Source organism: Aquabacterium sp., assembly GCF_034003525.1.
Classification (GTDB): Bacteria; Pseudomonadota; Gammaproteobacteria; order Burkholderiales; family Burkholderiaceae_C; genus Aquabacterium.
Window position 1 is genome coordinate 1 of the sequence record NZ_JAVEYN010000034.1, and the last position, 25,579, is coordinate 25,579.

Consider the following 25,579-nt stretch of genomic DNA (forward strand, 5'->3'; position numbering starts at 1 on the left):
CCGCCGTGCTCATCGGCTGGACCCTGCTGGGCGGCCTCGACGCGCTCAACATCGCCGTGCGCGAGGCCGTGCTGCCCGCTTGGGGCGCCCTGCCCTACCAACTGGTGCTGCTGGGCGCCTTCACCCTGATCGGCGCCCTGATCGAACTCCCGCTCGAAGCCTGGCACACCTTCCGCCTGGAGCAAAAGCACGGCTTCAACCGCATGACCTGGGGCATGTGGCTGGGCGACCAGGCCAAGCAAATGATGCTGGGCCTGCTGCTCGGTGGCCCCATCGCCGCCCTCATCCTGTGGCTCATGGGTGCCGTGGGCGCGAACTGGTGGCTGTGGGCCTGGGGCGCCTGGGTGGGCTTCAGCCTGCTGCTGATGGTGATCTTCCCCATCTTCATCGCCCCGCTGTTCAACAAGTTCGAGCCCCTGCAAGACCAGGGTCTGATCGAGCGCGTCAACGCCCTGATGGCCCGCTGCGGCTTCACCGCCAAGGGCTTCTTCGTCATGGACGGCAGCCGCCGCTCGGCCCACGCCAACGCCTACTTCACCGGCCTGGGCGCCGCCAAGCGCGTCGTGTTCTACGACACCCTGCTGAGCAAGCTCACCCACGGTGAAGTCGAAGCCGTGCTGGCCCACGAACTCGGCCACTTCAAACATCGCCACGTGCTCAAGCGCATGGTCATGATGTTCGCCCTGAGCCTGGCCGGCTTCGCCCTGCTGGGCTGGCTGTCGCAGCAGGTCGGTTTCTATACCGGCCTGGGCGTGCGCCCCAACCTCGGCGCCCCCAACGACGCGCTGGCCCTGCTGCTGTTCATGCTGGCCCTCCCGCCCTTCGCCTTTTTCATCTCCCCGGTGTTCGCCTACTTCTCTCGCAAGGACGAGTACGAGGCCGACGCCTACGCCTGCGCCCAGGCCAACGGCCAAGACCTCGCCAGCGCCCTGATCAAGCTGTACAAGGACAACTCGTCCACCCTCACGCCCGACCCCATGTACGTCCGCTTCCACTACTCCCACCCGCCCGCCTCCGAGCGCCTGGCGGCCATGCAGGCATGAAGCGCCACGGCCACAACGCGCCCCTGCGCAAAGCCAAGGGCAAGGACGCCGACACCAGCCAGTGCCAGCGCGGCCTGGTCGTCTCCACCCACGGCCGTCACGTCATCGTCGAAGACGAGCAAGGCGGCCGCCTGATCTGCCACCCACGTGGCAAGAAGAGTGAAGCCGTCGTGGGGGACCGCGTGCTGTGGCAACCGACGCTGGAGGGCAGCGGCGAAGGCCTGATCGTGCAGGTCGAAGAGCGCCGTAACCTGCTCTACCGGCAAGACGAATGGCGCAGCAAGTCCTTTGCCGCCAACCTGGATCAGATGCTGGTGTGGATCGCCGTCGAGCCTGTGTTCAGCGAGGCGCAGCTCACCCGCGCCCTGCTGGCCGCCCGCTACGCCGACATCCCTGTCACCATCGTGCTCAACAAGGTCGACCTGCCCGGTGCCGACACCGCCCGCCAGCGCCTCGCCCCCTACCGCGCCATGGGCTACCCCGTGGTCGAGATGTCCCTCACCTCCGACGCCGAGGCCGCCAAGGCTCAGGTGATGCCGCTGCTGCAAGGCAAGGCCAGCCTGGTGCTGGGCCCGTCGGGCGCCGGCAAGAGCACACTGATCAACACCCTGCTGCCCCACGCCCGCGCCGAAGTGGGCGAGATTTCGCAGGCGCTCAACTCCGGCCGCCACACCACCACGACCAGCCTCTGGTACTGGCTGGACGACAGCCACGAGAGTGCCGTGATCGACTCACCCGGCTTTCAGGAATTCGGTCTGCACCACATCGCGCCCACCGAGCTCGCCAAGTGGATGCCGGACATCGCCGCCCACATCGCGGACTGCCGCTTCTACAACTGCACCCACCGCCAAGAGCCGGGCTGTGCCGTGCGGGCTGCCGCCGAACGCGGCGAGATCAGCCCCATGCGCCTGAGCCTCTACACCGGCCTGTTTGACGAGCTCAGCCAGCAGCGCTGGTGACACCACCGCACTGCCGACACCCGATCTGCACGAAAACCATGAACGACACCCTGTCCCTGATCCCCGATGCCCTGGATGCCTTCTCCATCGGCGCCCTGTCGCTGGAAGACCTGGCCCGCACGATGCGCGACGCCTCGCAAGAGCACGAGCCTACCCTGCCCGACCGTTACCTGGACGTGCTGGAGCGTTTGTTGAACCAACTGGAAAGCGCCGCGCTGTTCAGCGAAGAAAGCTGCTCGTTCAGCCGCGAAGACATGGTGTCGGCCCTGGTGGAATGGCTGGCCCGCGCGCAGGACTGGTCGAACAAGACGCTGAACCCGCCCACACCGAAGCGGGATTGAAACGGCGCTTCAGGCCGATCGCCTGAGTGACCACCTTGTCAGCTGGTCACTCAACCGCGATCGCTCAACCAATGAGGTTGGCGAGCGACAGCAACGCCAGCAGCAGCATCCACAGCACCACCGAGCGCCAGATCAGCCCCACCACACTGCGCAAGTGGGCCATTTCCGGCGGCACACCGGTCGTGCTGCCCTCGGCGTCGATCACGTCCGAGCCGTCGCCCTGGTTCAGCGTGCGACTCACGTCGCGGCCATCGGCACTCGGGGCTGCCTGACCACCGAGACGCACACCCAAGGCGCCCGAGGCCGCCGACAGGATCGTGCCCTCGTTCGGACGCACCCACAGCACCGCATGACGGCGCCACGCGTCCACCGCATCCTCGAAATTGCCAACCACCGCAAAGCCGAAGGCCGTCATGCGCGAGGGCACATGGTCCAGCCAGGTGAACAGCGTCAGCGACAGATTCATCAGGCGATCGTGCGTGGTTGTGCCGGTCACCTGGCTCTTGTACGACCAGTAGCGGCTGGCGAACTCGGCCATGCGGTACAGCACCGCGCCGGCCGGGCCCAGGCCCATCGACGACAAGGCCACAAACCAGAAGAACACACCAAACACATGGCGGTGTGCGGCCAGCAGCGAATACTCCAGCACATGGCGCAGCACCTCGGTGCGAGGCAGGTCGCTTGCGTCCAGATGCTGCCAGTGCGCCAGCTGCTCGCGGGCGCGGTCTTCGCGGCCCTGCTCCAGCGCGTCGCGGATGGCCGTGAAGTTGTGGCTGAACTGGCGGAAACCCAGCGTGAGGTAGAGCACGGCCACATCCCACACCAGCGCCAGCACCGTGCTGTAGCGGTTCACCAGCACATAGATCAGGCCCACGAGCACCGCCGGTGCCGCCACGGTGACGGCCCAGACCACGCGGGCGTGCACATCAGCACCCGCGTCAAAATTGCGACCCACCCAACGCACCCAGCTCGTCAAACCTTGATGGATGGGGTTGAGCGTCGACAAAGGCTTGAGCTGCTCCGCCAACAAGGCGAAGAGCACGGCAAAGAAACTCATGGTGTGATCATAGCCGCCCACTCACGCAGGCATGTGGCAGAAACGTGCACAGACATCAGGCCGACAGGAAGCGGTAGAAATTTCGCAACATCGCGGCGGTGGCCCCCCAAATGAAATACTCGCGGTCCTGCTCGTGCGGCGGTCGCCAGGGCATCGAAAAAAACTCGAAACGGGCACCACTCACCTCCAGCGCATGGCGCTCATGGAACTGCGGGTTCATCAAGAAGGGCAAGGGCACCTCGAAGATATCGGCCACTTCGTTGGCATCGGCCTGTAGCTTCAAGCGCTGCATCTCATCTTCCAGCGGGTCGATCAAACCCACCACGGGTGTGACCAGGAAGCCCGTGCCCGTCGCATAGGTCGGCAAGGTGCCCAGCACCTTCACCCGGGCCGGGTCCAGCCCCACCTCCTCCTGCGCCTCGCGCAAGGCCGTGGCCACCGGATCCAGGTCGGTCGGCTCCTGTCGCCCTCCGGGAAAACTGATCTGCCCGGCGTGCTTCTTCAAATGCGCCGTGCGCTGCGTCAGCAGCACCGACAACTGGTCGCGCACCACCAGCGGCACCAGCACCGACGCGGGCACGAACTCCTTCGCTCGGATCCACAACTCATTGTCGGCATCGGTTTGCCATTCGGGCGGCGCCGCAAAACGCTGGATCAGTGCCTCGCGCGTCAGCCGCTCTTGCGGCACCGGAGGCAGGTGCCCATCGCTGCCCAAGCGCTCGGCCTGGTGGGGGTCGATTTTCAAAGCCATGGCCACACCATAACAAAAGCCGCCTGGGCTTGCGCAGCAGGCGGCTTTGGGGCGAACGGTGAACACCACGGCATGTCGCCGTGGTGAGGCAACGATCAGGAGAGCTTTTCCTTGATACGTGCCGACTTGCCGCTGCGCTGACGCAGGTAGTACAGCTTGGCGCGTCGGACATCGCCGCGACGCTTGACTTCGATCTTGGAGATCAGGGGGCTGTACAACTGGAACGTACGTTCCACGCCTTCGCCGCTCGAGATCTTGCGAACGATGAAGCTGGAGTTCAGGCCACGGTTACGCTTGGCGATCACGACGCCTTCGTAAGCCTGGACGCGCTTGCGGGTACCTTCCACCACGTTGACCGAAACGATCACGGTGTCGCCAGGGGCGAAAGAAGGGATCTCTTTGTTCAGACGAGCAATTTCTTCTTGCTCGAGCTGTTGAATGATGTTGGCCATCAAAAGCTCCTAATTGATCTTGCCCGCGCTTGAAAATCCAGTCACGACGCCTTGTGTTCACCAGAGGGGTTCACAAGGATCTCGACCGGGGTGAAAAAATGGTAGCCGGGTAGAGGATCGGAAAACCGCAGATTATAGCGTGAGTTGAGATAAAAAGTGTTCGTCGTGTTTGGACAATTCGCCACGCGCCCTGGCCGCCTCGATCAGCTCGGGGCGACGCTGCGCAGTGATGCGCAATTGCTGCTCCCGGCGCCAGCGCGCAATGTGGGCGTGGTGGCCTGACATCAGCACCGGCGGCACGGCCGCCTCGACGTCCCGCTCATTGCCATCGGCCGGCCAGTCCAGCACCTCAGGGCGGCTGTAATGCGGACAGTCCAGCAGGCCATCCGAGAAGCTGTCCTGCTCGTGCGAGGCCGCATCGTGCAAGACCCCCGGTTGCAAGCGGGTCACGGCGTCGATCAAGGTCAAGGCCGGCAGTTCGCCCCCCGACAGCACATAGTCACCCAGGCTGATCTCTTCGTCCACATGGGCGTCGATGAAACGCTGGTCAATGCCTTCGTAGCGCCCGCACACCAGCACGGCGCCCGGCCCTTCGGCCAGTTGCTGTACGCGCTGCTGGGTCAAAGGCGTGCCGGCCGGGCTGAACAGCACCACCGGCAGACGGGGGGCAGCGGCAGCCGCCTGGTCAGCGCGGATCGCCGACAGACAACGCACCAGGGGCTCAACCAGCATGACCATGCCCGGCCCGCCGCCAAAAGGCCGGTCATCGACCCGGCGGTACACGCCCTCGGCAAAATCGCGCAGCGGCCACAGGCGCACATCAACCGCCTTGGCCTCAAACGCGCGACGCGTCACGCCCACCGTCTGGAACGGGGCGAACAATTCGGGAAACAGAGTGATGACGTCGAAGCGAACGGCCATCTCAGCCCTCCGGTGCAATCAGAGGGGGATCAGTAGTCCAGGCCCCAGTCGGCCACGATGCGCTTGTCAGCCAGGCTGACACTGTCGATGTAGGCCGACACAAAAGGGATGAGACGCTCAGTGGCGTCCTGGCCTTCAGCCGCAGGCACCACGCAACGCAGCACGCTGTGCGGACCGGTGGCCATCAGGTCGGCGACCTGGCCCAGGAACTCGCCCTGGCGGTTGACCACATTCAGGCCGATCAGGTCGACCCAGTAAAACTCGTCGGCGTCGGGCGTCGGGAAGGCCGAGCGCGACACGAACACGCGGGCGCCCTTCAGGGCTTCGGCGTCATTGCGGTCTTCCAGCCCTTCGGCGGTCCCGACAATGATGTCGCCCTGCTCGCGCACCGTCTTCATCTGCAGAAAACGGGGGGCAGCCAAACGGGCCGGCGTCGCAGCGGGCGACTTGGGCGCAGCAGGCTTGCTCGCGGCCGAGGCACCGGCTTCGCCCGTCTTGGCAGACGGACGCGACAAAGCGCCCGCAGCCTGTTCGGCCGGGCGCAAAAACCATTTCTTCGTGCAGAAGAGCGCCTGAGGATCGGAAGAAAAGGGCATAACCTTGATGCCCCCCTTCACGCCCCAGGCGTCCACGATGCGCCCGACTTCCACCGCATCTTCAGGCCAGACAACACCGTCATCCAGCACCAGCGCAGAGGTCGAGCGATCGTTCATGCGGCCTCGATCAGGCGGCAGGCGCGGCAGCCTTCTGGGCCAGCACAACCAGGCGGCTCACGGCGTCAGACGGCTGAGCGCCGTTCTTGACCCATGCGTCCACGCGGTCCAGCGACAGGCGCAGGGTTTCGGCGTTGCCAGAAGCCAGGGGGTTGTAGAAACCCACGCGCTCCAGGAAGCGACCGTCACGACGGTTCTTCTGTTCAGCAACGACGATGTTGTAGAAAGGGCGCTTCTTGGAGCCGCCGCGTGCAAGTCGAATCACGACCATGATGTGTCCTTCAGTTTGAATGGGCGACCACTCTTCCCGGGAGACACTCGGGGTCAAGCAGCCAAGGCTCGGTCAGGCACCCGCCCGACCGCTCCAATCATCCGTCCCGTTTAGATACGCGCCAGGCAGTTTCAAGGCGCTCGCCATGGAAACCACCCAACTCGGGCTGGAAAACCGCAAATTATAGTCTGACTTGAAGCTGTGCGCCAAGCACCCTCACCCACACATGACCGACACGCCCACTGACACCCCACCCACGCTGCGCTCCAAGACGGTGGCCACATGGCTGGCCCTGCTGGGTGGCCCGATGGGCGCGCACCGCTTCTACCTCTACGGCTTGAGCGATGTCTGGGCCTGGTTGCACCCCCTGCCTACCGTGCTGGGCGCCTGGGGCCTGCGGCGGGTGGCCGAGTTCGGGCAGGACGACCAACTGTCCTGGCTGCTGATTCCCATCCTGGGCTTCATGGTGGCGGGCACCATGCTGCAGGCCATCGTTTACGGCCTGATGCCCGACGAGCGTTGGCACACGCGCCACAACGCCGGGCTTGACACCCACAGCGCCCGCCCCAGCGGCTGGACCGCCATCATCGGCGTGATCCTGGCGCTGATGCTGGGCGCCACCGTGCTGATGTCCACCATCGCCTTCTCGGGCCAGCGCTACTTCGAATACCAGGTGGAAGAGGCTCGCAAGCTCAGCCAGTGATCATCCAGGCCGCGCCAACGAGCCCTTGCGCGCACAAGGCGGTGCGCCTTACCGGATAATCACGGTTTTGTGACCCGATAGCTCTTTGACGCGCCATGACCACGCCCACCGATCCGCATCACAACGCCAACGCGCCCCTCACCTACGACCAGGCCGGTGTCAACTATGACCTGATCGACCCGTTGAAGGTGGCCGCTCAGCGTGCTGCGGCCGCCACCGGTGGCCACCTGGCCAGCCATGGCTTCAGCGAAGTGCTGGCCTCGCGCGGCGAATCGGCCTATGTGGTCGATGTGGGCCCGATGTACCTGGCCTCCATCGTGGAATGCCTGGGCACCAAGACCCTGGTGGCCGACGAAATGGCCACGCTGACCGGCAAGAGCTACTACGACGGCATCGCACAGGACACCATCGCCATGGCGGTGAACGATCTGATCACCGTGGGCGCCACGCCTCTGGTGGTGCAAGCCTACTGGGCCGCCGGCGGCTCCGACTGGTTTGGCGACAAGGTGCGCGCCAACGCCCTGGTGGCCGGCTGGAAGAAAGCCTGCGAAGTGTGCAACGTCGCCTGGGGCGGCGGTGAAACGCCCGCGCTGGCCGGCATCGTGGCCGATGGCCGCGTGGACCTGGCTGCATCGTGCACCGGCATCATCAGCCCCAAGACCCGCCTGTCGGTGGGCGACAAGCTGGGCGCGGGCGATGCCATCGTCTTCCTGGCTTCCAGCGGCATCCACGCCAACGGCCTGTCGCTGGCGCGCAAGCTGGCCGAGCGCCTACCCCAGGGTTATCTGACGGACATCGGCAACGGCCAGAGCTTCGGCGAAGCCCTGCTCGCCCCCACCACGTTGTACTCGCCCGTGACCGAAGCGATGGCCAAGGAAGGCATCATCCCGCACTACTGCGCCAACGTCACCGGCCACGGCTGGCGCAAGCTGCTGCGTCACCCCAAGCAACTCACCTACCGCATCACGAACGTGCCGCCCAAGACCCCGGTGCTGGCCTTCATGCAGCAGGAATGCGGCCTGGACGACCACGAGGCCTACGGCACGCTGAACATGGGCGCCGGTTTCGCGCTGTACGTGGCGCCGGAACAGGCCGAGCGCGTGGTGGCCATCTCCAAGTCGCTCGGCATTGACGCCTGGGTGGCCGGCCGCGTGGAAGACGGCCCCAAGCAGGTGGTGATCGAACCCCTGAACGTGGTGTACGGCGCGGAAGAGTTGCAACTGCGCTGAACCTGCTGGAACCCTGCCGCGGCGGGATCGCCCCGCCGCCCACACGAGGAGCATGAACCATGGGGCAGATGATGGACTTCACCCGCCCGGATGGCGGCACGACCCGAGGCTACCTGGCCGATGCCGGCGCCGGCACACCCGGCGTCATCCTGATCCAGGAATGGTGGGGCCTGAACGACCACATCAAGGACCTGGCTGACCGCCTGGCCGCTGCCGGCCTGACCACGCTGGCGCCTGACCTGTACCGTGGGCGCCTGACCACCGATGCCGACGAAGCCAACCACCTGATGACCGGGCTGGACTTTGGCGACGCCACCTATCAGGACCTGCGCGGTGCCGTGGACTTCCTGGCCCAGCGAGGCCAGCCTGTGGGCGTGACCGGTTTCTGTATGGGCGGCGCGCTGACCGTGGCCGCGGCCGTGCACCTCAAGGGCGTCTCCGCAGCCGTGTGCTTCTACGGCATCCCACCCGCCGAATTTGCCGACCCCGCCCAGATCCGCATCCCCTTCCAGGGTCATTTCGCCACGAAGGACGGCTGGTGCACGCCTGCCGCAGTGGCCCAACTGGAATCGGCCATGAAGGCTGCTGGCCAGACGCCCGACCTTCACCACTACGAAGCCGACCACGCCTTCGTCAACAAGACCCGCCCTGAGGTCTACAACGAAGCCTGCGCCACCCTGGCGTGGAACCGCACCGTGACCTTCCTGCAACAGTACCTGCACAAGTGATTTTGTGAGCGCCGCCTTTGACTGCCAAACCTGTGGCGCCTGTTGCGCCTACTTCCGGGTCTCTTTCTATTGGGGGGAGGCCGATGACGCCCCAGGAGGCACCGTCCCGGTCGGCCTGACCCAGAAACTCGATCATTACCAGCGCTGCATGGCGGGCACCTCCACCCGCCAGCCCCGCTGTGAAGCCTTGAGCGGCGAAATCGGGCAGCAGGTGGGTTGCACGATCTACCCCCTGCGATCAAGCACCTGCCACGCCCTGCAGGCTGGCGACGCACAATGCCTGCGCGCCCGCGCGAAGCATGGCCTGCCCACCACCTGAGCGATCAGGATCACCTATAATCGTCCGTGACGGGCCTCCCTGCATGGGGGCGCGGCCAACCGGGTCAGGTCGGGAACGAAGCAGCCCTAACCGTTAGCCAACAGTGCCAGGATCAGGCTCGTCACCTATTCATTGTGTTTGATGCCCCATGCGTCGCGGCTGGGACCGAACTTCCGCGAAGTTCGGGGCGTGTGCACCACGTTTTCACCTGCGACCTACAGCGTTCATGGCATCGACCCCCCTTCCGCCCGCCTCCACCCCGTCGTCCGGCACGTCCACGGTCGCCATTGACCTGGGTGATCGCAGCTACGACATCCTGATCGGCGAAGGCCTGTTGCAGGACCCGGCCACGTTCGCCGGATTGCCCAAGTCGTCCAAAGCCCTGATCGTCACCAACACCACGGTGGGCCCGCTCTACACCGCCGCGCTGCGTGCCGCCATTGCGCCGCACCACAAGGCCGTGCTGGACGTGGAACTGCCCGATGGAGAGCAGTACAAGGACTGGCCTGCACTGAACCAGGTCTTCACCAAGTTGCTGGAAGAAGCCGCTGACCGCAAGACGGTGCTGTATGCGCTGGGCGGCGGCGTGATTGGCGACATGACCGGCTTTGCGGCCGCCTGCTACATGCGCGGCGTGCCCTTTGTTCAGGTGCCCACCACGCTGCTGGCCCAGGTGGACTCCAGCGTGGGCGGCAAGACTGCGATCAACCACCCGGCGGGCAAGAACATGATCGGGGCCTTCTATCAGCCCCAGCGCGTGATCTGTGACCTGGCCACGCTCGACACCCTGCCCCAGCGCGAACTGCTGGCCGGTTTGGCCGAAGTCATCAAATACGGCCCGATTGCCGACGCCGAGTTCCTGAGCTGGCTGGAAGCCCACATGGACCAACTGCTGGCCCGCGATCGTCAAGCGTTAAAGCACGCCATCCAGCGTTCGTGCGAGATCAAGGCCTGGGTGGTTGGGCAGGACGAGAAAGAGTCCGGCCTGCGCGCCATCCTCAACTACGGTCACACCTTCGGACACGCCATCGAGGCGGGGCTGGGTTACGGCGAGTGGCTGCACGGCGAAGCCGTCGGCGCCGGCATGGTGATGGCCGCCGATCTGTCGGCCCGCCTGGGCCTGATCGACGAGGCCACCTCGCAGCGCATCCGCGCCTTGATTGCACGCACCGGCCTGCCCGTGACCGCGCCGGACCTGGGCGCCGACCGCTATCTGGAGCTGATGCAGGTGGACAAGAAGGCCGAAGGCGGCGAAATCCGCTTCGTGGTGATCGGCCCGCTGGGACAGGCGGGGATGCGTCCCGCCCCCGAGTCGATCGTGCGCGACGTGATCGCAGCCCACACCCGCTGACGAGCCCACGCCCACATGAGCCTCGCCCCCTACGCCAGTCATCCTGAGCAGACAAGGGGGCGTCGCTTCCCCGAACTGCCCGCCCCCACCCGCAGCGATTTTCAGCGCGACCGCGACCGCATCGTGCACAGCACGGCGTTCCGGCGCCTGGTGTACAAGACCCAGGTGTTCCTGAACCACGAGGGCGACCTGTTTCGCACGCGCCTGACGCACTCGCTGGAGGTGGCGCAACTGGGGCGCTCGATTGCGCGCTCGCTGGGGTTGAATGAGGACCTTGTCGAGGCGATTGCCCTGGCGCATGACCTGGGGCACACGCCATTCGGCCATGCCGGGCAGGATGTGCTCAACGAGTGCATGCAAGGACACGGCGGGTTTGAGCACAACCTGCAGTCACTGCGGGTGGTGGATGAACTGGAAGAGCGCTACCCCGCTTACAACGGCCTGAACCTGGCGTTTGAAACGCGTGAGGGTATCTTGAAGCACTGCTCGCGTCGGCATGCTGAGATGCTGGAGGCTCAAGAGCCAGGCGGCGTGGGGCACCGGTTTCTGGAAGGTTCACAACCCAGCCTGGAGGCGCAACTGTGCAACCTGGCCGATGAAATCGCCTACAACGCCCATGACATTGACGATGGCGTGCGCTCCGGGCTGATCACGATGGAACAGCTGGAAGCGGTGCCGCTGTTCGTGCGCTTTCGGGATGAGACGCTGGCGGAGTTTCCGCAACTGCAAGGGCGCCGGCTGCTGTTTGACACGATTCGGCGAATGCTATCGCAGCAGGTGTATGACGTGATTGGCGCGACACAGGCCCTGCTGGCGGAGCACATGCCGATGTCGGCGGATGAGGCCAGGCAGTGCCCGCCGTTGGTGCGGTTCAGCGCTGCCATGCGGGAAGACAGCACGGCCTTGAAGCGCTTTTTGTTCAAGGAACTGTACCGGCATCCGCAGGTCAACGAGACGACCGCCAAGGCCAAGCAGGTGCTGTCGGAGTTGTTTGCGGCGTATGTGGCGCAGCCTTCAGCGATGCCTTCGGACTTCGCGCAGAGAGGAGATCTGCACCGGGCGGTGGCCGATTACATCGCGGGGATGACGGATCGGTTTGCGGTGCGGGAGCATGAGAGGTTGACGGGGCGAAGGGTGTTTTGAGCAGTTAAAGGGAGAAATCCGAGGCTTTTTCGAAGGTTGACATGGTTCGGTGAACCGAAAATCAATAGCACCTAGCCATTGCGCCATCATGCCTACTTATAAAACCGCCCTTGTGATGATTGCCCGCAATGAAGCGCGCTGCATTGCGCGCAGCCTGCGCAGCCTGCGTCCCTGGGTGGACCAGATGATCGTGCTAGATACCGGATCAACCGACGACACCGCCACAATTGCACGTAACGAAGGCGCACAGGTACATCACTTTGCGTGGGTCGATGACTTTGCTGCCGCTCGCAACGCTGCCCTGGCGCTCAGCCAGGCAGACTGGAATATCGTCGTAGACGCCGACGAAACACTCAGCGAAGGTGGCGAAGTGTTGAAGATGCTTGCGCAACAGGCACCTAATTTTGTAGGTCGCATTGATGTGAACAGCAACTTTCTCTCTAATAGCGATATTCCGCCTCAAACGTCATCAACGTGGATCCCCCGGGTGCTGCCCTCAGGCATCTACTACAAGGGCAGCATCCATGAGCAGCCCATTTTTTCCCTCTCCTGCATTGATCTAGATGTTCATTTGCACCATGACGGCTACATGCCGGAGCAAATGCAAGCCAAGGGCGCGCGCAATCAGAAATTACTAGAAATCGCCATACAAACAGCACCTGATGACGCTTACCTGCAATACCAACTGGGCAAAGATCATGAAGTTCATGATCGCTTCAACGCAGCATGTGATGCTTATGAAAAGGCGCTGCGCTTATGCCCTCTGAATCGAGCATACCGGCATGATCTGGTGGTTCGCACACTGTTCGCTTTAAAGCAAGCGAACCGTCTGCCAGACGCTATCCACTTGGCTGAATCCGAGATGCCCAATTGGCAACACTCAGCAGACTTTTTCTTCACCTTGGGAGATGTGTTACTGAGCTATGCCGTGACACACCCTGATGAAGCTGAGGCCCTGCTACCCATGATTGAGTCTTGCTGGACGCGCTGCCTGGAGATAGGCGATAACCCAGTTCTGGACGGTGCAGTCCACGGGCGAGGCAGTCACCTCGCGGCACACAATTTGATGCTGTTCTATGACAGCCTGGGGTTAACGGCCAAGGCTGATCTCTACAAATTGGCAACTCAACCGCGATGACCACTCAACACAAACAGCACGCCGAGCCAAGATGCGCACCGTCGCGCTTAGCGACCAAGTCGTCGCATTACATGGACTCATACCGATGAAAGCCGTCATCCTTGCCGGAGGCATGGGCACACGCCTAGCCGAGGAAACCTCCATCCGCCCCAAGCCCATGGTCGAGATCGGCGGCAAGCCGGTGCTCTGGCACATCCTCAAGCTCTACTCGCATCACGGCATCAACGACTTCGTGATCTGCCTGGGCTATAAAGGCTACGTCATCAAGGAGTATTTCGCCAACTACTTCCTGCATACCTCGGACGTGACCTTCGACCTTGCCGAGAACCACATGCAGGTACACCATCGCCACAGCGAACCCTGGCGGGTGACTCTGGTGGACACCGGCGAAGACACCCAAACCGGTGGCAGGCTGCGCCGCGTGCGCGACTACCTCACCCCCAACGAGTCATTCTGCTTTACCTATGGTGACGGTCTGTCGAACATCGACATAACGAAGCTAGTCGCTTTTCATCGCAGCCAGCGCCGCCTAGCGACCGTCACAGCAGTGCAGCCGCCGGGCCGCTTTGGCGCTCTGGACATCGAGGGGCAGCGCATCACACGCTTTTCAGAGAAACCCCAGGGTGATGGTAGCTGGATCAATGGCGGCTACTTCGTGCTGGAGCCTCACGCCATCGACATGATCCGGGAGGGTGATCAAACTATCTGGGAGCGCGGCCCCATGGAGACGCTGGCCCAGGAAAGCCAGCTGTCGGCCTTCCGCCATGAAGGCTTCTGGCAACCGATGGACACCCTGCGTGACAAGATGCGGCTCGAAGAGATGTGGCAGACCCAAAGCGCCCCCTGGAAGGTCTGGGCATGAACGCCGCGCTGCCAGGCCTGTTTGGCAACACCTACCATCAACGGCGGGTGCTGATTACCGGGCACACCGGTTTCAAAGGCTCGTGGCTGGCGCTGTGGCTGAAGCAGATGGGCGCCCAGGTGAGCGGCTTGGCGCTGCCGGCGGACACCACACCCAACCACGCCAGCTTGCTGAACCTGAGCCTGGACGAGGCCCTCATCGATTTACGCGATGCCTCGGCCGTGCGCGAAGCCGTGCAGCGCTTTGAGCCAGAAGTGGTTTTCCATCTGGGCGCGCAGGCTCTGGTGCGGCGCAGCTACATCGACCCAGTCGGCACCTTCAACACCAACGTGATGGGCCTGGTGAACCTGCTCGAAGCAGTGCGCGCGACACCCTCTGTGCGCGCCGTCGTCAACGCCACCACCGACAAGTGCTACGACAACCGCAACACGACGACGGGCTACCGTGAGACCGACCCACTGGGCGGACACGATCCCTACAGCGCCTCCAAGGCCTGCGCCGAGATAGTCTCATCCAGCTACCGCGCCAGCTTCTTGGTGCACCCCGCCCACGGCCATCCGGTGGGCCTGGCCACCGCCCGCGCGGGCAATGTGATCGGTGGAGGCGACTGGGCGCAAAATCGCCTGATTCCCGACCTCGTGCGCGCCGCCGTCTCCGGCTGCGTCACCGAAATCCGCCACCCGCAAGCCACGCGCCCCTGGCAGCACGTGCTCGAACCCCTGTCGGGCTACCTGATGCTAGGCGAGCGGCTGCTGAAGGATCCACACACCGCTGCACAGGCCTGGAACTTTGGTCCTCCGGCGCAAGGACACCTCAGCGTGGGGGCAGTCATCGCCGATTTCGCCGCGCACTGGCCGGCTGTGCGTCACACTCATGACACCTCGCCGCACCCCCACGAAGCAGCCCTCCTGCACCTGAATTGCGGCAAGGCAGAACAGCAACTGGGCTGGCGCCCGGTGTGGCAGGCCGACACCATGATAGAGCGCACGGCGCGGTGGTACCGCACACACCACGAGCGCGCCACTATCCTCAGCTACGACGACCTGCGCGACTATGTTCACGCCGCGCGTAAGCATGGCTTGTCTTGGGCTTGCGCATGAAGCTGCACGCCACCCCCATCGCTGACCTGTGGGAGGTTCAGACCGAGCCACGCGGAGACGAGCGCGGACAACTCACTCGGCTGTTCTGCGTCGACTTGTTCGCCAGCATTCGACACGACTTGCGCTTTGTGCAAACCAACCTCTCCTACACCGCACAGCGCGGCACCGTGCGCGGCATGCATTTTCAGCGCGCCCCGGCGCTGGAGGCGAAGCTGATCCGCTGCCTGCGCGGACGCGTCTTTGACGTGGCCGTGGACCTGCGCGCCGGCTCGCCCACCTTCGGACGCTGGCATGCGGTCGAGCTGTCGCAAGACAACCAGCGTCAACTCTTCATTCCCGAAGGCTGCGCCCATGGCTTTCAAACCTTGTGCGACGACGTGGAACTGCTCTACCAGCACACTGCCGCCTACCGTCCTGATTGCGAAGGCGGCGTGCGCCATGACGATCCTCGCCTGGCCATCGCCTGGCCACTGCCAGTGAGCGTGCTGTCCGAACGAGATCGGCAACACCCCTTGATCACACCCTATTTTTCAGGAGTGCAGGCATGAAATGCCGTCACTGCGAGGCGCCGCTGCGCGACGTGTTCATAGATCTGGGCTCGGCGCCACCGTCCAACGCCTTCCTGCGCGAACAAGACTTGGACCAGCCCGAACTGCACTTCCCGCTGAAGGCCTACGTCTGCCGCAAGTGCCGCTTAGTGCAGGTCGACGAGGTGCAGCGCCACGATGCGCTGTTCTCCAGCGACTACGTATACTTTTCCTCCTACTCCAAATCCTGGTTAGCACATGCCCGCAACTACGTGACGCATGTGGTCGAGCGCCTGGAGTTGGGCCCGCAGTCACTGGTCATGGAAATCGCCTCCAACGACGGCTACCTGCTGCAATACGTGCGCGACCACGGTATTCCGTGCGTGGGCGTCGAGCCCACCGCCAGTACCGCCGAAGTGGCCCGGATTAAGGGCATCGAAAGCATCGAGTCCTTCTTCGGGCTCGATTTTGCGCAGCGCTTTGTCAGCGAGCGCCGGAAGGCCGATCTGGTCCTGGGCAATAACGTGCTGGCCCATGTACCCGACATCAACGACTTTGTCGCTGGCCTCAAGGTGGTGCTGGCGCCGCAAGGCAGCATCACGCTGGAGTTCCCCCACCTGCTGCAACTGGTGAACCAATCTCAGTTCGACACCATCTACCACGAGCACTTCTCCTACCTGAGCCTGAGCACGGTGCGAGGTATCCTGGCCGCGCACGGCTTGCGCGTTTGGGATGCGCAAGAGCTGCCTACTCATGGCGGATCGCTGCGCGTGTGGGCGCAACACGCTGAGCATGAACGCCCCGAGCAAGCCAGCGTGGCCGATTTTCTTGCCAGGGAAGCAAGTGCGGGTATGCAGGGCGACGCCTTCTACGCCGGACTGCAAGTTCAAGCCAACCGAATCAAGGACGATCTGCTGGCATTTCTGATCGAGCAAAAACGCGCAGGAAAGACCGTCGCAGCCTATGGTGCAGCAGCCAAAGGCAATACCTTGCTCAATTATGCCGGCATCCGCCCCGACCTGCTGCCCTATGTGGTGGATGCCTCGCCGCACAAACAAGGGCGCTTCCTGCCTGGCTCGCGCATTCCCGTGGTGGCTGAATCACACTTGCGTGCCACACGCCCTGACGTGATACTGATCCTGCCCTGGAACCTGCGCAACGAAATCTGCTCTCAACTCGACTATGTGCGCGAGTGGGGCTGTCGCTTTGTCGTCGCCGTGCCCAAGTTGCACGTGTTCGACCAGCCTTGAAGCCAGTCATGAAAGTGTTACTCACCGGCGCCAGTGGCTTCGTCGGCAGGCATCTGCTGGCTCGTCTGGTGAGAGCGGGAGCCGAGGTGCATGCTGTGGGCCGCACCCCGCCAACACCTCTCCCCGGCTGCTACTGGCATACGCTGGACCTGCTGGACGCCGCACCACGCTACGCCCTGCTGCAAGATCTGAAGCCCACCCATCTGATTCACCTTGCCTGGACCACGGCCCACGGCCACTACTGGCACGACCCGCGGAACCATGACTGGGTGCTGGCCAGCCTGGCGCTGCTAGACGAGTTTGCCGCGGTCGGCGGCGAACATGCGTTATTTGCTGGCACCTGCGCCGAAGACGATTGGCGCAAACCGACACAACCGCCCTCTGGTGGCTGCACGGCGGCTACCCGTTATGGACGCAGCAAGGCCGCCCTGCGGCTGCTCGCACTCGACCGCGCAGAGCAACTTGGATTGCCTCTGGCTTGGGGTCGCATCTATTTCCCCTTTGGGCCCGGTGAGCAACCACAGCGACTGGTCCCTAGCCTGAGCAGGCAACTGCTCGCTGGCCTGCCGGCTGCCACCGGTCCAGGGACGCTTGAACGCGACTTCGTATACGTCGGAGACCTGGCTGCCATGATGATGCTGGTGAGCGAGCGTCGACATGCAGGAGCACTGGATCTGTCCACTGGTCGAGCAACACCGATCGGAACGTTGGCCGCAGAGTTAGCCGAGCTAGCGCAGCGCCCAGACTTGCTGCGCGTGGGTGCCTTGCCAGCACGTGAGGGCGACCCGCAGCGACTGGTGGGCAGCGACGATGTACTGCGCTCACTCGGCTGGCATGCGGAGATAGGCTTGAGCGAAGGCCTTCGCCATACCCTGGCATGGTGGCGAGCTCAACATCAAGGATCGGTTCATGAAAACCAATAAGGAGCAATGGCATGACAGTCACGGCGAATGAACTGGCTGGCTTCCTTTGCCGGCAACTTCAAAACACCTATCCGGACGGTCACGACAACCTAACCTCCATCGCGGCGGCACTGCCAACCGCACTTGAGCGAACACAGTACTGCGTGACCCGCGTGAAACCGTGGCGAGCTGGCTTCGACCCGCTGGTGTCGAGCCAGTACGCCACGTTTCTCTATTTCCTTTCGCACGAGGTCGGTATGAACCTGGGCGACACGGCCACAGCCACGCGCTTGTTCCTGTTGAACAAGGCACTTCACGCGCTGGAGCTGTTCTACGAGGTGGCGCTGCCGGATGTCTTCATGTTGAGTCACACGCCCGGCTTGGTGTTCGCCAAGGCCAGCTATGGCAACCAGTTGCTGATTCACCAGGGCTGCACCGTCGGGCGCAAGGTGGGCGGCGAACGCCCCGTACTGGAAGCGCGCGTGGTCTTATTTCCAAATGCCATGGTGATCGGCAACTGTCATGTGCGGGCCAACACCGTCCTCGCACCAGGCGTGTGCCTGGTAGACACAGACACCCCCGGCGATTGCTATGTCCTTCAAGGGCCCGAAGGCCCCATCTTTAAACCAGCACGGCGCGAGATTTGGCGCGACTATTTTGTCGATACCTGAAAGGGCGTGATCGTGCGCCACGCTCACTGCCGGACCGGTAACTTGGCATCTAAACCCAGATTTCACGAGTATGCAAGCCTAAGGGCGTCCGTTCATCGAGGAAACCGAGCCATCAAGTCACCCTCGGTCATCACACGCACGCCGCGCTCGGCATACTGCCGCGCCTGCTCTTTACACTCGGTCCGGGCAAACACAAGCGTGTGCTCCAAGGCCTCCGCGTCAGGCGGGCTGCTCGCGAACCGCAAGGGCAGCTTGGTCGAACTCCGAAGGTACTCCTGAACATCGGTCTCGTAGGTGCCGATGCAGAGAATTTCACGGATACCACGAGTCAACTCGCCGTCATGGAGCAAGAAGTGCAGCGCCGCCTCGGTGGCCAGTTGGGGGATCGGTACCGGACTGAGCACTTCATAGCCCATGCCCCGCAAGCGCATTGCAATCATGTGAGTGTCGATCGGATTGCGACGGTAGCCGCAGCGCATGCGAATCGCGACCGACATGCGCACAGCGATCATCTGCTGGATGCGAACCTGCAGGCCGATACGCTCTTCGGCGCTCACGTCGCGGGCACGCGCCAGCACGTACTCCAGACCGCCGCGGTAGCGGTCCCACGCGTACTCCACCTCTTCATTGCCGAGCTGCTGGCGCACCTCATCGGCAAAGTAGTTAGTGATGGCAACGTAGAAGGGTTGCTGCTGGATGAGCACGGCCCCTTGACCCAGGTACTCGGCCGCGTGCACAAAGGCAAAGAAAGCATGCTCGTTAATCCGAGGCAGCAAGCGCTGCAACACTTCGCGGCGCACGATCTGGACTTCCGGAAAGATGTGGTGGCGCAACAAGTGATCCAGCAACTCGCGGTGCTGGTTGCGTGCAATGCGAAGGTCGCGCGGTACGTTGTAGAACTGGCCTAGCGTTCTGTCTGCCACCAGGTCGTACAGCACCCAAGGCGCGTACACAACGGCAATCTCGGGGTCAGCTTCCATCTTGCCGATGGTCGACGCTACATGTTCCACCATGATGCTGTCGTCATCGGCCAAGTAGACGACGTAGCGCCCAGCGGCCTGGGCCATCACGAACTGGAAGTTTGGAAAGCCACCGATGTTCTCCTCATGCCGGATGTAGCGGATGGGCAGCTTGGGCATGAAGGCCTCGACCACCTCCTGAGTCCGGTCCGGCGAGGCGTTGTCAGCAATGACAATCTCAAACTCGTAAGGAAATGCCGGCAAATGAGCGCACAAGCTGTCCAGCAAGGACTCCAAGTAGCGACCACGGTTGTAAGTGGGAATGCAAAAACTAACAAGGGGAGTGGTCATGCTATGGGGCCTCAGAAAAGCAGCGCAACTGATCGACAGTATGGGGAGCGAAGCGAGCGACAAATCTTCGATGAACAGGACACTTCGACCCCAATTCGAATTTGCCACTACGACAACGCTCTGCCCGAGATCATCAACGGGCTGTACAAGGCTGAATTAACTCATCGCCGAGCACCATGAAAAACCACGAGACCAGTGGAGCCGACCGCCCTAGAGCAGGGCTGACAAATGATCGGGCATCAGCCCATTTGCGTGCTTATCCAGCATGCGTAAAAGCAGCCCTTCAAAATCCTTAGCAAAGCGCTTGCTATCGAACAGCGGTGCTTGCTCACGCGCCGTCACCAACTTTTGTCTCACCTCATTTCGCAGCGTCAAATCAGTAGCAAGGCGCAAGACTTTGGCAACATAATCATGTTCATCCTGAGCGATCAACTCCGAAGCACCAACAGCATTCAAGAGGCTGGCAGCCACACGTGAAGCAAAGGTGTCACCGATCAATGTCACCAGCGGAACACCTGCCCAGAGTGCATCACTGGCGGTTGTGTGAGCATTACATGGCCATGTGTCAATAAAGATATCAGCCAAAGCTACGCGACTAATATGCTCAGCCAAAGCAACGCGTGGAGCCCAAAATACACGGGATAGATCAACACCACGATCGACGAGCTCTTTCTCCAAGTTAGGTTTGGCTTGCCCATGCCAGTCCAACAACCACAGCACAGAACCAGGCAACTTGGTGAGCAAAGAACACCAGACTGACAGGACGTCTGGTGAGACCTTGTAGGCCTGATTGAATCCACACAACACCAAAGCATCATCCGGAAGCCCGACTTGCGACCTGCTCATTGCCTGAGGCAATGGCCTCTGGCGATCATTAGGCTGATAACAAACAGGCATCTGCACTATTTTCTCTTTGTAATAGCACGAATGATTCAGGGGCGTCACGACGGGATCACCCACGATGTAATCAATGAAAGATGCACCAGTTGTCCCGGGGAAACCCAAGAACGACACCTGCAATGGCGCCGGTCTCCTCGCGAATACTCCAAATTTATTGTTAGCTGTGTAGCCCTTGAGATCTATCAATATGTCCACACCATCTTGCGCGATTCGCTCGGCTATTTGCTGATCATCCAACCCTATCAGATCCACGAAATGCTCCCCAGCAACTTCAATTCTTCGCCGCATGCTGGAGTGATCATCCTCACCATGGGAGTACAAATAAACCTCAAATAGCGAGCGATCATGATGCTCCAACATTTCGGCCATCAGCACACATGTTGCATGATCATGAAAATCGCTAGACACATAACCCACCTTTACTCGCCGCTCACGAGAAGCGGATGACACCTGCGCTTCACGCGCAACAGCGGGAACCTCTCTCCACATGTTTGCCATCAAGCCCGCGACCTTCAATAGGTGCGCGGGATCATCCGTTAACACAGCGTGTGCAAAAACAGCAGCCGGCGCTGCCGCATCATCAGCCACACTGCTCAAAACTTGCTCGATCTGCCCCCAATCATCCGCCGCCACAGCCCAGCGACAACTCTCCCGCTCCGCATACACCAATAGCCCCAAGGCATGCAACGTATAAGGACCAAGACCCAGCGCTAGGGCTGTGCGAAAGCATTCAGCTGCCTCCTCTTTAAGCTTGAGGTCATAGAACGACAAACCCATACGGTAGTGCACCGTCGCATCATCAAGCTTAATTTCCAATGCCGACATGTAAGCTTTGATGGCCTCATTGGGCCTCCCCGAAGCTTGGTTCGCCAGACCAAGCCCGACCCAGTACTCCACTGTGTGTCGGAGTTCACCAGGCATGCTCCCCATGAAGGCCAACACTTCGGCATGCCGGTGCATGCGCGTAAGGGCACGCGTTAGCATCTGATAGGCAAGCTCACTTGCATTATCGATTTCAATCACCCTCTTGGCATGCTGCACCGACGCCTCCAGTTGCCCAGCATTGAAGCAAGCCTGGGCCGCATTGAGCAAATAGACCTCGTCCTTCGGGTCAAGCTCCACTGCACACTCAAAGGCTTTAGCAGCAAGGGACCATTGCCCTTCCTTGGCCAATAAGCGCCCCTTCTCCCACAACGCGTGAGCCTTTGACGATGGGCCAGATCGACGAAGTCGATTGACAGATGCAGGCATGACAAACCTTTACAAAAAAGCGATCGGAGGCGGATTGAGTACGCTTGAGTCTAAGCAATCTGAACCGGCACGGAAAGCTCAGTAAACACCTTGAACAAACCGCTTCTCGACGGCCTCCACGCAACAGCCCCTAGATGGAGCGGGTGATCGAGCGAAAAATCCTCTAAAGCAAGGCGCCAGAACGCCGATATCAAGATCACAGCGCCGCAATGAACCGTCCAAGCCAACCTGACAAGGTGTTTCTACGCCAGCCGGCCCTTTCGGACGATCTCAGCAGCACCATCTAGATAGGAGTTCACTCATGGCTCAGACCATCAACACCAACCTGAATTCGCTGAACGCGCAGCGCAACATGTCGACATCGCAGTCGAGCTTGGCCACCTCCATGCAGCGCTTGTCCTCTGGTCTCCGTGTCAACTCAGCCAAAGACGACGCGGCAGGTCTGGCGATCGCTGAACGCATGAGCGCTCAGGTGCGCGGCATGAACGTAGCGGTTCGCAACTCCAACGACGCCATCTCCTACGCGCAAACCGCGGAAGGTGCATTGGGCAAGATGGGTGACAGCCTGCAACGCATGCGTGAGCTCGCCGTGCAGTCGCGCAATGCCACCAACTCCACCGGCGACCAGGCCAACTTGCAGAAGGAATTCCGCCAACTGCAAGAAGAAATCAAGCGCACCATGGATGGCGCCAAGTTCAACGGTCAAAAACTGTTTGAGAGCACCGCTGCCACCACCATCGAATTCCAGGTCGGAGCCAACACCACCAGCGATGACCGCATTGGTATTGAGCGCGCTCGCCTTACTGGCGGCACGGTTAGTGCTGCATCAGCCGCAACTGCTGCAGCAGCAGCGGACGACCTGATTCTGGCCACGGTCACTGGAGCTTGGTCTGGCGGAGCCTCGGCGACCGGCATTGCAATCGGCGGTGTGGGAGCCGTAACAGCCGGCTCGACGGTGGACAACACTGCGATTGACGCCGCCATTCAGGTGATCGATACCGCACTGAACAAGATCAACGACAAACGCGCCGTCTTCGGCGCAGCCCAGAACCGCTTCGAGGCAGTCGTCTCGAACTTGGCCGTCAACATCGAAAACCAGTCCGCAGCTCGTGGCCGCATCATGGACGCCGACTTCGCATCCGAAACAGCCAACCTGTCGCGTGCCCAGATCCTGCAGCAAGCTGGCAACGCCATGATTGCCCAGGCCAACCAACTCCCGCAGCAAGTCCTCCGACTCCTGCAGTAAACAATTTGCGGCAAGCTGCCGCAGTTCACCCCTCAGCAAGCCGCCCACGGGCGGCTTTTTTCGTTGGGTCGGGCCGCACTCCTGCGCAAACTTCTCTCAAGTTACCTGAGATGGCATCCGATAACTACTACAACGGGGCTGGAAACAACCCTGGAGTCCGGATGACAGAACAGAGCGCGCATCGAGATAGATCGGTCAAAGAAGCTCATCCAAGACATCCGGTTAGGGTTCCACATAGAGGAGTTCACTCATGGCTCAGACCATCAACACCAACCTGAATTCGCTGAACGCACAGCGCAACATGTCGACATCGCAGTCGAGCTTGGCCACCTCCATGCAGCGCTTGTCCTCTGGTCTCCGTGTCAACTCAGCCAAAGACGACGCGGCAGGTCTGGCGATCGCTGAACGCATGAGCGCTCAGGTGCGCGGCATGAACGTAGCGGTTCGTAACTCCAACGACGCCATCTCCTACGCGCAAACCGCGGAAGGTGCATTGGGCAAGATGGGTGACAGCCTGCAACGCATGCGTGAACTCGCCGTGCAGTCGCGCAATGCCACCAACTCCACCGGCGACCAGGCCAACCTGCAGAAGGAATTCCGCCAACTGCAAGAAGAAATCAAGCGCACCATGGACGGCGCCACCTTCAACGGCCAGAAGCTGTTTGAAAGCACGGCTGCCACCACCATCGAATTCCAGGTCGGCGCCAACACAACTGCCGATGACCGCATTGGCATTGAGCGTGCTCGGCTGGCGGGTGGTACCGCAGCGACCGCCGGGGACGCGACCGCAGGCGCAGCGGAGAATGTTATCTTGGCGACGGTCACGGGTGCATGGGGCGGAGGCGCCGCAGCCACCGGGATTGCAATTGGTGGCGTGGGTGTCGCCGTGGCCGCCTCCACCGTGGACAATACTGCGATTGACAATGCCATCAAAGTCATCGACACCGCGCTGGACAAAATCAACGACAAACGCGCCGTCTTTGGTGCCGCCCAAAACCGTTTCGAGGCAGTCGTCTCGAACTTGGCCGTCAACATTGAGAACCAGTCTGCGGCTCGCGGTCGCATCATGGACGCTGACTTTGCATCCGAAACGGCCAACCTGTCGCGTGCCCAGATCCTGCAGCAAGCTGGCAACGCCATGATTGCCCAGGCCAACCAGCTCCCGCAGCAAGTCCTGCGTCTCCTGCAGTAAACACCCAGCGCTTTCACAGCTTAAAAATTGGATCAACAAGAGCCACCTTCGGGTGGCTCTTCCGTTTTGAATTGGCCGGCAAATCGGCTGTTATTTGGCTGTTGAACTGATGCAAAAACCCCGAACATTGAGTCCACTGGCCAAGTGATCTTTCCGATGCGTCTTGGCCCACCCGCACTAGGTCGGCGCTACCGCCGCGAGTCCTACGATCCTTTAGGAGTGTGTCATGGCACAGACGATCAATACGAACCTGAACTCACTGAACGCACAGCGTAACCTGAGCACGTCCCAAACGTCACTGGCGACCTCAATGCAGCGCCTGTCTTCTGGACTTCGGGTCAACTCCGCCAAAGACGATGCAGCTGGACTCGCCATTGCTGAGCGTATGAACACTCAGATCAGAGGCATGAACGTCGCCGTTCGAAATGCCAACGACGGCATCTCTTACGCACAAACGGCAGAAGGCGCACTCGGCAAGATGGGGGACAGCCTTCAGCGCATGCGCGAGCTTGCTGTGCAGTCTCGCAATGCAACTAACTCAGCAGGCGATCAAGCCAATCTTCAGAAAGAGTTCCGTCAGTTACAGTCGGAAATCCTCCGCACGGTGAATGGCTCAACCTTCAATGGGCAGAAGCTGTTCGAAAGCACCGCAGCCACCACCATCGAATTCCAAGTCGGCGCCAACACTACGGCAGATGATCGAATCATTGTTGATCGCGTACGATTGTCTGGCGGTACGCCGGTTGCTGCAGCCTCCGCCACAAGTGGCGCAGCTGACGATGTGGTATTGGCCACGGTCACCGGACAATGGACCGGACCTGCGGCCACGGGGGTTGGCATCGCAATTGGCGGCGTTGGCGCCTCAGACGTCGCATCGGCAGTGGACACCACGGCCATCGATGCTGCCATCAAGGTCATTGATGCCGCGCTAGATAAAATCAACGATAAGCGCGCCGTCTTTGGTGCCGCCCAAAACCGTTTCGAGGCAGTCGTCTCGAACTTGGCCGTCAACATTGAGAACCAGTCTGCCGCCCGAGGCCGCATCATGGACGCCGACTTCGCTGCGGAAACTGCAAACCTGTCGCGAGCCCAAATCCTTCAGCAGGCCGGCAACGCCATGGTAGCCCAGGCAAACCAGTTGCCCCAACAGGTCCTCAAGCTGTTGGGCTAAGCGGATCCAAGCGAAACGACACGCTTTCGATTACCCTAAAGAAGTACGCTAAGGTGTCGAATAAGCCAATGTCTACCT

General features: G+C 61.8%; 27 protein-coding genes and 1 other RNA gene. 20 read left to right on the forward strand and 8 right to left on the reverse strand.

What is annotated here, in order from left to right:
• From RBT42_RS14870 to RBT42_RS14880, 3 genes are all read left to right on the forward strand, one after another.
• A partial coding sequence (locus tag RBT42_RS14870; protein WP_320366504.1) for a M48 family metallopeptidase occupies window positions 1-1,043 on the forward strand: 1,043 nt, incomplete at its 5' end.
• Entirely contained in the window at window positions 1,040-2,002 is a 963-nt protein-coding gene (rsgA, locus tag RBT42_RS14875; protein ID WP_320366506.1) for a ribosome small subunit-dependent GTPase A, read from the forward strand. The genes RBT42_RS14870 and rsgA, both read left to right, overlap by 4 nt.
• A 38-nt stretch (window positions 2,003-2,040) precedes the next feature.
• Complete coding sequence (locus RBT42_RS14880; RefSeq protein WP_320366508.1) at window positions 2,041-2,343, forward strand: hypothetical protein; 303 nt, start codon at window positions 2,041-2,043, stop codon at window positions 2,341-2,343.
• A gap of 64 nt (window positions 2,344-2,407) precedes the next feature.
• On the opposite strand, the gene RBT42_RS14885 is transcribed toward RBT42_RS14880, so the two are convergent.
• The 6 genes from RBT42_RS14885 to rpsP form a co-directional block, all read right to left on the reverse strand.
• Window positions 2,408-3,400: a CobD/CbiB family protein gene (locus RBT42_RS14885; protein ID WP_320366509.1), complete on the reverse strand. Its 993-nt coding sequence runs from the start codon at window positions 3,398-3,400 to the stop codon at window positions 2,408-2,410.
• A gap of 55 nt (window positions 3,401-3,455) precedes the next feature.
• Window positions 3,456-4,151, reverse strand: a complete 696-nt coding sequence (locus tag RBT42_RS14890) for a CoA pyrophosphatase (protein WP_320366511.1) — start codon at window positions 4,149-4,151, stop codon at window positions 3,456-3,458.
• Between the two features lie 95 nt (window positions 4,152-4,246).
• Window positions 4,247-4,603: a 50S ribosomal protein L19 gene (rplS, locus tag RBT42_RS14895; RefSeq protein ID WP_320366513.1), complete on the reverse strand. Its 357-nt coding sequence runs from the start codon at window positions 4,601-4,603 to the stop codon at window positions 4,247-4,249.
• A 132-nt stretch (window positions 4,604-4,735) separates the two neighbouring features.
• Window positions 4,736-5,524: a tRNA (guanosine(37)-N1)-methyltransferase TrmD gene (gene trmD, locus RBT42_RS14900; RefSeq protein ID WP_320366515.1), complete on the reverse strand. Its 789-nt coding sequence runs from the start codon at window positions 5,522-5,524 to the stop codon at window positions 4,736-4,738.
• Between the two features lie 29 nt (window positions 5,525-5,553).
• A complete protein-coding gene (rimM, locus tag RBT42_RS14905; protein WP_320366517.1) occupies window positions 5,554-6,237 on the reverse strand; it encodes a ribosome maturation factor RimM in 684 nt (227 codons plus the stop codon).
• Between the two features lie 10 nt (window positions 6,238-6,247).
• Window positions 6,248-6,508, reverse strand: coding sequence for a 30S ribosomal protein S16 (rpsP, locus tag RBT42_RS14910; protein ID WP_320366519.1), 261 nt, complete (start codon window positions 6,506-6,508; stop codon window positions 6,248-6,250).
• Window positions 6,509-6,734: 226 nt separating this feature from the next.
• On the opposite strand from rpsP, the gene RBT42_RS14915 reads away from it, so the two are divergent.
• The 14 genes from RBT42_RS14915 (at window position 6,735) to RBT42_RS14980 (ending at window position 18,431) form a co-directional block, all read left to right on the forward strand.
• Window positions 6,735-7,211 carry a hypothetical protein gene (locus RBT42_RS14915; RefSeq protein WP_320366521.1) on the forward strand — a complete coding sequence of 159 codons (477 nt, stop codon included), beginning with the start codon at window positions 6,735-6,737 and terminating at the stop codon, window positions 7,209-7,211.
• Window positions 7,212-7,306: 95 nt separating this feature from the next.
• Window positions 7,307-8,440: an AIR synthase-related protein gene (locus RBT42_RS14920; protein WP_320366523.1), complete on the forward strand. Its 1,134-nt coding sequence runs from the start codon at window positions 7,307-7,309 to the stop codon at window positions 8,438-8,440.
• Window positions 8,441-8,499: 59 nt separating this feature from the next.
• On the forward strand, window positions 8,500-9,168 hold the full coding sequence (locus RBT42_RS14925) for a dienelactone hydrolase family protein (protein ID WP_320366525.1): 669 nt from the start codon (window positions 8,500-8,502) through the stop codon (window positions 9,166-9,168).
• 4 nt (window positions 9,169-9,172) lie between these two features.
• Window positions 9,173-9,487, forward strand: a complete 315-nt coding sequence (locus RBT42_RS14930) for a YkgJ family cysteine cluster protein (protein WP_320366527.1) — start codon at window positions 9,173-9,175, stop codon at window positions 9,485-9,487.
• A gap of 28 nt (window positions 9,488-9,515) precedes the next feature.
• An RNA gene (ffs, locus tag RBT42_RS14935) (signal recognition particle sRNA small type) lies at window positions 9,516-9,613 on the forward strand.
• A gap of 100 nt (window positions 9,614-9,713) precedes the next feature.
• The gene (gene aroB / locus RBT42_RS14940; protein ID WP_320366529.1) at window positions 9,714-10,838 is read left to right on the forward strand and encodes a 3-dehydroquinate synthase; all 1,125 of its coding nucleotides are present in this window, start codon (window positions 9,714-9,716) and stop codon (window positions 10,836-10,838) included.
• A 15-nt stretch (window positions 10,839-10,853) separates the two neighbouring features.
• Entirely contained in the window at window positions 10,854-11,981 is a 1,128-nt protein-coding gene (locus RBT42_RS14945; protein WP_320366531.1) for a deoxyguanosinetriphosphate triphosphohydrolase, read from the forward strand.
• An 88-nt stretch (window positions 11,982-12,069) separates the two neighbouring features.
• Entirely contained in the window at window positions 12,070-13,119 is a 1,050-nt protein-coding gene (locus tag RBT42_RS14950) for a glycosyltransferase (RefSeq protein WP_320366533.1), read from the forward strand.
• An 85-nt stretch (window positions 13,120-13,204) separates the two neighbouring features.
• Window positions 13,205-13,981 carry a glucose-1-phosphate cytidylyltransferase gene (rfbF, locus tag RBT42_RS14955; RefSeq protein WP_320366535.1) on the forward strand — a complete coding sequence of 259 codons (777 nt, stop codon included), beginning with the start codon at window positions 13,205-13,207 and terminating at the stop codon, window positions 13,979-13,981.
• Complete coding sequence (gene rfbG, locus RBT42_RS14960) at window positions 13,978-15,081, forward strand: CDP-glucose 4,6-dehydratase (RefSeq protein ID WP_320366537.1); 1,104 nt, start codon at window positions 13,978-13,980, stop codon at window positions 15,079-15,081. The genes rfbF and rfbG overlap by 4 nt, the downstream gene beginning before the upstream one ends.
• Entirely contained in the window at window positions 15,078-15,629 is a 552-nt protein-coding gene (gene rfbC / locus RBT42_RS14965) for a dTDP-4-dehydrorhamnose 3,5-epimerase (protein WP_320366539.1), read from the forward strand. The genes rfbG and rfbC overlap by 4 nt, the downstream gene beginning before the upstream one ends.
• On the forward strand, window positions 15,626-16,858 hold the full coding sequence (locus RBT42_RS14970) for a class I SAM-dependent methyltransferase (protein WP_320366542.1): 1,233 nt from the start codon (window positions 15,626-15,628) through the stop codon (window positions 16,856-16,858). The genes rfbC and RBT42_RS14970 overlap by 4 nt, the downstream gene beginning before the upstream one ends.
• 8 nt (window positions 16,859-16,866) lie before the next feature.
• On the forward strand, window positions 16,867-17,781 hold the full coding sequence (locus tag RBT42_RS14975) for an NAD(P)-dependent oxidoreductase (RefSeq protein WP_320366544.1): 915 nt from the start codon (window positions 16,867-16,869) through the stop codon (window positions 17,779-17,781).
• An 11-nt stretch (window positions 17,782-17,792) separates the two neighbouring features.
• Window positions 17,793-18,431, forward strand: a complete 639-nt coding sequence (locus RBT42_RS14980; protein WP_320366545.1) for a hypothetical protein — start codon at window positions 17,793-17,795, stop codon at window positions 18,429-18,431.
• 92 nt (window positions 18,432-18,523) lie between these two features.
• On the opposite strand, the gene RBT42_RS14985 is transcribed toward RBT42_RS14980, so the two are convergent.
• Window positions 18,524-19,741: a glycosyltransferase family 2 protein gene (locus RBT42_RS14985; RefSeq protein WP_320366547.1), complete on the reverse strand. Its 1,218-nt coding sequence runs from the start codon at window positions 19,739-19,741 to the stop codon at window positions 18,524-18,526.
• A 210-nt stretch (window positions 19,742-19,951) separates the two neighbouring features.
• Window positions 19,952-21,892 (reverse strand): tetratricopeptide repeat protein, encoded by a 1,941-nt coding sequence (locus tag RBT42_RS14990; protein ID WP_320366549.1) that lies wholly within the window; start codon window positions 21,890-21,892, stop codon window positions 19,952-19,954.
• 301 nt (window positions 21,893-22,193) lie between these two features.
• Here RBT42_RS14990 and RBT42_RS14995 point away from each other — a divergent pair, with 301 nt between their 5' ends.
• The 3 genes from RBT42_RS14995 (at window position 22,194) to RBT42_RS15005 (ending at window position 25,501) form a co-directional block, all read left to right on the forward strand.
• Window positions 22,194-23,138 carry a flagellin gene (locus RBT42_RS14995; protein WP_320366551.1) on the forward strand — a complete coding sequence of 315 codons (945 nt, stop codon included), beginning with the start codon at window positions 22,194-22,196 and terminating at the stop codon, window positions 23,136-23,138.
• A 250-nt stretch (window positions 23,139-23,388) separates the two neighbouring features.
• Entirely contained in the window at window positions 23,389-24,330 is a 942-nt protein-coding gene (locus RBT42_RS15000; RefSeq protein WP_320366552.1) for a flagellin, read from the forward strand.
• Window positions 24,331-24,556: 226 nt separating this feature from the next.
• Entirely contained in the window at window positions 24,557-25,501 is a 945-nt protein-coding gene (locus tag RBT42_RS15005) for a flagellin (protein WP_320366554.1), read from the forward strand.
• The last annotated feature ends 78 nt before the right edge of the window (window positions 25,502-25,579 follow it).